An 8,801-nucleotide genomic window follows, 5' to 3' on the forward strand; every position below is an offset into this window, starting at 1 on the left:
GTTTGATATGAAAAATTATTATTTAGTGGATGAGAAAAGAAAAACTCCTGTTAGCACTTGGGAGAAAATTTCACAAGCTTTGCGTAGAAGCGTTAAACTAGAGCTTTTTGTAGGGCTTTTTGTGATGATGAGAGAATTACTTAAGAGAAATAATAGCGCTACGATTAAATATCCTTTTGAAAAGGTAAAGCTTGACAATCGTTACCGTGCTGTTCATCGTTTGATGCGTTTTATAGAAAGCGAAAATGAAAGATGTATAGGTTGTGGGCTTTGCGAAAAAATTTGCATTAGCAATTGTATTAGAATGGAAACTTCTTTAGATGAAAATGGGCGTAAAAAAGTAGGAAATTATAGTATTAATTTAGGGCGTTGCATTTATTGTGGTTTTTGTGCTGAGGTTTGCCCTGAACTTGCTATAGTGCATGGAACAGAGTATGAAAATGCAGCTGAGCAAAGGTCTTATTTTGGCTATAAGCAAGATTTTTTAACTCCTATTGATAAGCTTAAAAATCAAGTTGAATTTGAAGGAGCGGGAAGCCTTAGAAAAGATGCTGATTTATTGGTGGTAAAAACACCAAATTATTACGATGTGATGCAAGAAAGAGCCTTAGAAAATCAAAATACACAAGAGCAAGGAGAAAATAAATGATAGAAAATTTGGCTTTTGTATTTTTTAGTGTAGTGGTTTTAGGCTTTTTTGGCATTGCGGTTTTAAGTAAAAATATGCTTTATTCTCTTTCGGCTTTAGCGGGTGGAATGGTGTTTTTATCGGGATTTTATTTTTTACTTGATGCAGAGTTTTTAGGCGTGATACAAATTATTGTTTATAGTGGAGCTGTGCTTGGACTTTATAGTTTCGCGATGATGTTTTTTGATGCTTCTAAAGAATTTAAAGAACAACTTAAAGCTAAAAAAAGTTTTTTTACTTTGGTAGTTTTAAGTGCAATTTTACTTTTGGCTATGCTTATAGGTTTTAAATACCAAAATATCAGCACGGATTTGCCTTTAAATGATCCTGCTTTGTTTGATTTTAATAAACAACTGGCTTTAGCGATTTTTTCAAAATATCTTTTAGCTTTTGAATTTATAGCTATTTTGCTTTTGATTGCTTTAGTTTGTGCTATCACTCTTACTCATAAAGAGCTTACAAAGGAAAAACAATGATAGAAAAGTATTTTTTTGTCGCTATTTTAATGTTTGTTATAGGGCTTGTAGGGATTTTAAAAAGACAAAATCTCATTATGCTTTTTATTTCGAGTGAAATTTTATTAAATAGTGCTAATTTAGCCTTGGTAGCAGCTTCTAAAATGCACAATGATTTAAATGGACAGGTTTTTGCACTTTTTATCATGGGTGTAGCGGCTTGTGAAGTAGCTGTTGGTGTAGCTTTGTGTGTGCTTTGGTATAGAAGAAAAGGCACTTTAGAGTTAAAAAGTTTAAAAGAAGTGGAGGCTTAGTATGCAAAATTTGGCTTTGATTTCTCTTTTTAGTCCTTTTATAGCTTTTTTGTTTGCAAGTTGTTTTGCTTTGAGTGAGAAAAAACAATTTGTAGGGATAATTTGCTCACTTCTAATAGCTTTGAGTGCTTTTTGTTCTTTGTATTTGCTTTTTTGCAATGAAGCTTTTAATGTGAGTTTGTTTGAATGGTTTGCTGGAGTAAATTTTGGCTTTGATATAGATGCCATTTCGCTTACTATGATGAGTGTTGTAGGTATTGTAGCTACTTGTGTGCATTTTTATAGTATTTTTTATATGGCTCATGATGAAGGTTTTAATAAATTTTTTGCTTATTTGGGGCTTTTTGTCTTTTCTATGCTTTTTTTAGTTATGAGTGATAATTTCTTAGGACTTTTCGTAGGTTGGGAAGGCGTTGGGCTTTGCTCTTGGTTGCTCATAGGTTTTTGGTATAAAAACGATACTTATTCTTTTGCAGCTAATGAAGCTTTTATTATGAATCGTATTGCGGATTTGGGTATGCTTTTAGGAATTTTTTGGCTTTATTTACAAGCAGGAACTTTAAAATATGATGAAGTTTTTTCCATGGCACAAAGCCTAGATCGCAACGCTTTGATCTTAATCGCAACTTGTTTATTTATAGGGGCTATGGGAAAATCTGCACAATTTCCTTTTCACACTTGGCTTGCTGATGCTATGGCAGGGCCAACTCCTGTTTCTGCATTAATCCATGCAGCAACCATGGTAACAGCGGGGGTTTATTTGGTAATTCGTGCTAGCACGCTTTATGATTTAGTTCCTGAGGTTTCTTATATTATTGCCTTACTTGGAGCTTTTGTAGCGATTTTTGCAGCCTCTATGGCTTTGGTGGCTAGGGATTTAAAACGCATTATTGCTTATTCTACCTTATCGCAACTTGGATATATGTTTGTGGCTGCAGGACTTGGGGCTTATGGTATAGCTTTATTTCACTTAGCTACACATGCTTTTTTTAAATCTTTACTTTTTTTAGGTGCTGGAAATGTAATGCATGCTATGAATGATAAATTAGACATTAAAAAAATGGGTGGACTTTTTAAACCTTTAAAATTTACAGCTATTTTGATGTGTATAGGATCTTTAGCTTTAGCAGGAATTTATCCTTTTGCAGGATTTTTCTCTAAAGATTTGATTTTAGGATATTCTTTCATTTCTTTTCACCATGGTATTTTTTTGGTGCTTTTAATCGCAGCTTTTTTAACAGCATTTTATAGCTTTAGACTTTTAATGTTGGTATTTTTTACCCCTGCAAGGCATGATGAACATCCACATGAAGCAAGTAAAATCGCACTTTTAGCTATGAGTCCTTTGATGGTTTTAGCTATTATTGCAGGATTTTTTGAACATAGTTTTTTTGAATATTTAAGCACAAAATTAGTTTTTATCGATGCGCAAAATCAAATTGTAATGATTTGTGCGAGTGTAGCAGCTATTTTGGGTGTAATTTTGGCTATTTTTGCTTATAAAAATTCTTGGTTTAAAGAAAATATTGAAGAAAATAAAATTCACAAACTTTTAAGTAATGATTATTTTATTCCTAGATTCTATCATCAATTTATTGTTTCAAAATATGAAAGCTTATGTGCGATTTTAAAACATTGTGATCTTTATATTTTTGATAGAATAGTTGAAAAAATTGCTTTTTATTCTCAAAATATTTCACAAAAAATGATTATGCCAAACAGCTTAAACTTAATGCTTAGATTTTTGGTGGCAGCTTTTGTGATTTTGTTGATTTTGGTATGGATGGTGTAAAATGCTAAATTATTTGATATTTTTTCCTTTAATTTCTGCTTTTGTGGTTTTGCTTTTAAATCGCGGAGGCGTTAAGGTTTTTAGCGTTGTTGTAAGTTTTATAATTTTGGCTTTAAATTTGGATATTTTTGCGGATTTTTTACAAGGGGCAAGCTTTGATTATAATCTCTCTTTTAAAATTTTGAAATTTTTTAGCTTTCATGTAGGAGTAGACAGTATCGCAATTATATTGATGCTTTTAAGTTCTTTGATGATATTTTTAAGCTTTTTATTTTTAAAGCTGGAACAAAAAGCACTTGTATCTTGTATATTCTTTTTAGAATTTTCCATTATGGGACTTTTTAGCGCAAAAGATGGTTTGTTATTTTATGTTTTTTGGGAATTTTCTCTTTTGCCTTTGCTTTATATTATGGGAGTTTATAGTAAAGATTTTAGAGCAGGGGTGAAATTTTTTATCTATGCTTTTGCGGGTTCAATTTTAATGCTTGTGGCATTGATTTATCAAGCTTATTTAAATTATCAACTTTTAAACATCTTCACTTTTGACTTAGAAATTTGGAAAAATAATGCCTCGGCAGTAAATTTCACAGAGCAACTTTTACTTTTTGGAGCATTTTTTATCGCTTTTGCTATCAAAGCTCCTTTATTTCCACTTCATACTTGGGCACCTAAGGTTTATGCAAATTCGCCTGTGCTTGTTTCTGTAATGCTTGTAGTTTTTAAAATGGCTCCTTTTGGATTTTTACTTTTTTGTTTACCACTTTTTCCAGATGCGAGTGTGTATTTTATGCCTTTAATTGTAGCTTTATGCATAGTGAGTATCGTTTATAATGCTTTAATTGCTTATAGAGCAGAAAATATTAAAGAATTGATCGCTTATAGTTCTATTTCACATCTTGGTGTGATGATTTTGGGAATTTTTTCTTTAAATGCTTTGGGTATTAGTGGTGCGGTTTTTTATATGTTTGCACACGGTATTGTAACAGGAACTTTATTTTTAATGGTTGAACTTTTATACCAAAGATATCATACCTATGATATTTCTTTTTACCATTCTTTGGCCAAAAAAGCACCTTTATTTTCAATTTTCTTTATGTTAATTTTACTCGCAAGCGTTTCTTTGCCTTTAACTGTTTCTTTTGTGGGAGAGTTTTTAATTCTTTTAGGTATAGCAAAGATTAATTTATTTTACGCTTTGTTGGCAGGTTTGGTGATTATTTTAGGAGCGATTTATATGTTCGCAGTATTTAGAAAAATATTTTTCATGCAAAAACAAAGCTTTATAGAGGGTTTTTCTTTACGTTTTAGAGAAATAGTAGCGCTTGTGTGCATTGTAGTAATGATTTTTGGACTAGGGCTTATGCCAAATATACTTTTAAAGCCGATACAAAAAGATGTGGATAATCTTATAAAAACAATGAATATTAGAGCTGTTGAGCAAAATACTTTAGATTTTTTATCTAAAATAGGAGAGGCAAATGTTAAATAATTTTTTAAATTTAGAACTTTTAAATATAAGCTTATCTTATCCATTTTTATTTTTAATTACAACTGCAATAGTTCTTTTGCTTTGCTCTGGTTTTTGGAAATTTCATCGATCGTTTTATATCGGTATAAGTTCTTTATCTTTAATTGTAAGTGCTTTTTTGATTTTAAATAATGCAAATGCTCAAGGTTTAGAAGCAAAAGCTTTTTTGGCTACTTTAAATAATGATATTGTTTCATTTTATGCTTCTTTGGTGATTTTGTGTTTTTCATTTTTATATCTTTTAATGCAAAAAGAAGAAAATCAGGGTGAATTTTATGCTTTATTTTTATTTGTGATTGCATCTTTGCTTTTGATGGTTTCAAGCTCAAATTTAGTACTTATTTTTATAGGACTTGAAAGTTCTTCTTTAGCACTTTATACTTTAATAGCAATGCGTGGAAGTAATAATGCTATTTCAAGTGCGATAAAATACTTTAGTGTAGCGGCTGTAGGAGCTGGGTTTTTTGTTATGGCTGTAGCTTTTATTTATTTAAAAACAGGAACTTTAGATTTATCTGCTAATTTAGCGTTAAAAAATGAGTTTCAAAAAGATCCCATGCTTTTGGGTGCTGGAGTGATGATTTTTGTTCTTTGTGCAATCAAGCTTTCTTTGGCACCTTTTCATTTTTGGCTTAAAGATGTGTATTATGCAGCACATACAAATTTGGTTGCTTTTATTTCAGTTGTGCCAAAAGTTGCCATGTTGGTTGTGGTTATTCGTTTGTTTGATTTTTTAAATAATACAGGTTTTGAATATATCATAATAGTTCTAGCGATTTTTTCTATGCTTATAGGTGCTTTTGCGGCTCTAAGTCAAAACAATATCAAAAAAATGTTTGCTTATAGTTCTGTAGTGCATTCTTCTTTGGTTTTGGTAGCTTGCATTCCTTTATTAAAAGAACAAAATTTTGATGGAATTTTGCTTGCTATTTTTGGATATTGGACTTTATTTGCTTTTGCAAATTATGCTGTATTTATGATTTTAGGCAATTATGAGAATAATTCTTATGAGAGTTTAAATGGGCTTTTGGTTAAAAAACCTTTAATTGCTTTTTGTTTAAGCATTAGTGTGCTTTCTTTAGCAGGTGTCCCGCCTTTTGGAGTATTTTGGGGTAAATTTATGATTTTAAATACAGTAATTTTAAATGGATATTGGTATTTGGCACTTTTTGTGGCTTTATCTTCTGTTATTATGCTTTATGCGTATTTAAAGATTTTAATTCATGCTTTATTTATGAAAAATGATAGGGTTTATAATATTAAGTTTAGTTTTATACAAAATTTTATTTTAGCTTTTTGTGTTTGTATAAGCACTTTTGCTATATTGTTAATGTTATAAGAGTTTTGCTATAATTATTTTATGAGAATATTATTTTTAATTTTATTAAGTTTTTTAAATGCTTTTGCTTTTGAGCTTGTTTTAAACACGGGTCGCGAAAATAATCAAGCTTTTGCAGTTTTACATGCGAGTAATGATTTAGAATTTACATGTCAAAAATTTATTACCGAATCAAAAGTTCATTTTGAATGTGATATTGTAGGTATGGTTGATAATAAATTAAAAGATCAGAGTTTTTCTGCTTTTGATTTAAAATTTATACAAGAAGCTCAAAAAATTAAAATGATCATTTTGCCAAAAATACAAGCAAGAATGTTTGACACTTCTCAAAATATTTATATAGATAAAGAACTTAGTTCATCAAGTTCGCATAAAAGTAAGGCTTTTACTTTTATTTTTGCACCAGAGCTAGCACCTATTAAAGACTATGATGGACTTGATTTTAATATCAATTTTCCACACGAGAGCTTGCCTTATGTTGGAGCTTTGGATTTAAATTCTGATCCTGTTATTATCCCTCAAAGTGCAGATATTAATACTTATTTACGCATCAAAAAAGAATACGATAAGGCTAATTATAGTCAGGTTGCTATTGATGCGCAAAATGCTATCAATAGATATCGTGGCAGTATTTTTACTAGTGAATTTATACTATATAAATTAAGAGCTCAAAATAAACTTTACACCCAAGATCCAAGCATGCGTGATCAACAAATTTTAGAAAAGATGATTGATGATGCTAAAAATTGGACGCGTACTTTTACAAGTGATAAAAATTTTTCAGAAGTTTTACATATAATGTTAAGAACTTATATCGCTTTAGCCCAGCGTGCTGATGTGGAATATACAATGTCGATTTTGGATAATGAACAACCTAATAATTATTTTACTCAGTTATCAAAACTTGATTATGCAGACTATATTTATAATTTAAATGAAAAAGAAAAAGCTGTAAATATTTATGAAAATACTTATTTTAATACAAAAAATTTAGATTTAGCTGCAAGAGCAGCTATGAGTTTGGCAAAGAATTTGCTTTCAAATGGGCAAGTAAATAAAGCTATAGAGTATATTAACACTATTTTAAAAGCCAATCCTGAATATTTTGGAAAAGATATTCCAAGATCCTTAGAACTTGCTAAATTATTTAATCAAAAAGGACAATTTGATATAAGTGCAAGTATTTATGAAGATGCCTTTGCTAAAATGTCCAAACTTGATCCAAGTTATGAAGAAACTTTAAAAGATTTAGCCTTAGTTTTATCACATACTAACAGATCTAGTGATGCTAAAAAATACCTTGATTTGTATATGGATGATTATTTAGATGGTAGGTATTTAGATGAAATCAAAAAAGCAAGTGATGAGGTATTCTTTGCTTTAGGTGATAATAATGCAAGCTTTTTGCATCAGCGTTATACAGATTTAATGAAGCAATATGCAAATAAAGATGAGAATATTGCAAATAAAGCTTTAGATGAAGATGTTGCACTTTATTATAAAGAGGGAAATTTTAGTGCGATTTTAGCTTATAAAGATCTTATAGAAAGTAAAAAAATTCCAAATGCTACTCAATTTTTAGAGAAAGCAGCTGTTAATGATTTAAAAAATGCGATAAAAGCTGATAATTGTATCAATGCTGCAAATATTTTTATGCGTTTTAGCGCTTATGATATAGGTCAGAAAATTGATAATAAAAAACAAATGTTAGCTTGTCTTATCAGAACTTCTAATGTTGAACAAGCACTTGATTATATAAATAAAAATTATAGCGAAGATTCTATATTTTATGGTCTTCAAAAAGCATCTATTCTTTTTGATAATAAACAATATCCTCAGGTGATTAAAATTTCTAAAGATATAGCTAATTCTAGAATTTTAAAAAGCGATGATGAGAATTTTAAGGCTTATTATTTGCAATTTTTGTCTTTGTTGCGTTTAAATGACTACAATCAAGCCATTAAAATTTTGCAAATTTTAGAAAGTTTTCCAATGAATTTTAGTATGGTAGAAGTCTATGATGCTTTACTTTCTTATGCTAATGATCATAATATGCAAACAACTATTTTAACTTACGCACCTAAGGCCATTGACTATCAAAATTTTAAAGGTATAAATCTTTTTAGTCCTAATTTAGAATTTATGTATCTTGATGCTTTGGCTAAAATCAATAAAAATGAAGAAAGTTTAGCTGTTTTAACAGATTTGCTTAAATTAAAACTTTCAGATGAAGATAGAGCAAGAGCTTTATATATCCAAGCTTTAACTTATGAAAGAATGCAAAATATACAAGCTGAAAAAGAAAGTTTAAAACAATGTCTTGAAATCAAAAGTGTTTCAAATTGGCAGAATTTATGTAAGAGTAAAAATCAAATTTTAAATCAATAAGTAAATTTAGAGATAACTAGCTTTTTAGCTAGTTATCTAAGGTTAAAACCTCTTCTTCTTAACATCTTCTAAGATATTATTAGCTATATCACTTACTGTACTAGAAATAATAGCTGATTCATTAGCAATTTCAACATTATCTTTAGTAGTTTGATCAATTTGTGCTACGCTATCATTGATTTGAGTAATACCTGCAGTTTGTTCTTTAATACTTTCTGCCATATCATTGATAGATTGAACAAGTAAATTAGTATTAGCTTCTATTTCAGATAAAGACTTTTGAGTTCTCTCAGCTAG

At 29.6% G+C, this 8,801-nt stretch carries 8 protein-coding genes; 7 read left to right on the plus strand and 1 reads right to left on the minus strand.

Annotation, left to right across the window (positions count from 1 at the left end):
• The first annotated feature begins 7 nt into the window (after positions 1-7).
• Genes nuoI through AJ936_RS03715 form a run of 7 tightly spaced genes read left to right on the plus strand, consistent with a single transcriptional unit; the run spans position 8 to position 8,504 of the window.
• Positions 8-649, plus strand: coding sequence for an NADH-quinone oxidoreductase subunit NuoI (gene nuoI / locus AJ936_RS03685; protein WP_044779865.1), 642 nt, complete (start codon positions 8-10; stop codon positions 647-649).
• The gene (locus AJ936_RS03690; RefSeq protein ID WP_002856161.1) at positions 646-1,164 is read left to right on the plus strand and encodes an NADH-quinone oxidoreductase subunit J; all 519 of its coding nucleotides are present in this window, start codon (positions 646-648) and stop codon (positions 1,162-1,164) included. Before nuoI ends, AJ936_RS03690 begins: the two co-directional genes overlap by 4 nt.
• Entirely contained in the window at positions 1,161-1,457 is a 297-nt protein-coding gene (gene nuoK / locus AJ936_RS03695) for an NADH-quinone oxidoreductase subunit NuoK (RefSeq protein ID WP_002851490.1), read from the plus strand. The genes AJ936_RS03690 and nuoK overlap by 4 nt, the downstream gene beginning before the upstream one ends.
• 1 nt (position 1,458) lies before the next feature.
• Entirely contained in the window at positions 1,459-3,249 is a 1,791-nt protein-coding gene (gene nuoL, locus AJ936_RS03700) for an NADH-quinone oxidoreductase subunit L (protein WP_044779864.1), read from the plus strand.
• A 1-nt stretch (position 3,250) separates the two neighbouring features.
• Positions 3,251-4,738, plus strand: a complete 1,488-nt coding sequence (locus AJ936_RS03705) for an NADH-quinone oxidoreductase subunit M (RefSeq protein ID WP_070274072.1) — start codon at positions 3,251-3,253, stop codon at positions 4,736-4,738.
• Complete coding sequence (locus AJ936_RS03710; RefSeq protein WP_044779863.1) at positions 4,728-6,116, plus strand: NADH-quinone oxidoreductase subunit N; 1,389 nt, start codon at positions 4,728-4,730, stop codon at positions 6,114-6,116. Before AJ936_RS03705 ends, AJ936_RS03710 begins: the two co-directional genes overlap by 11 nt.
• Before the next feature lie 21 nt (positions 6,117-6,137).
• The gene (locus AJ936_RS03715; protein WP_070274073.1) at positions 6,138-8,504 is read left to right on the plus strand and encodes a flagellar protein; all 2,367 of its coding nucleotides are present in this window, start codon (positions 6,138-6,140) and stop codon (positions 8,502-8,504) included.
• 42 nt (positions 8,505-8,546) lie between these two features.
• Here AJ936_RS03715 and AJ936_RS03720 read toward each other — a convergent pair.
• Positions 8,547-8,801, minus strand: a 255-nt coding sequence (locus AJ936_RS03720; RefSeq protein WP_032600453.1) for a methyl-accepting chemotaxis protein, incomplete at its 5' end; no start/stop codon positions are given.

It is taken from the genome of Campylobacter sp. BCW_6877, assembly GCF_001762445.1.
Taxonomy (GTDB): Bacteria; Campylobacterota; Campylobacteria; order Campylobacterales; family Campylobacteraceae; genus Campylobacter_D; species Campylobacter_D jejuni.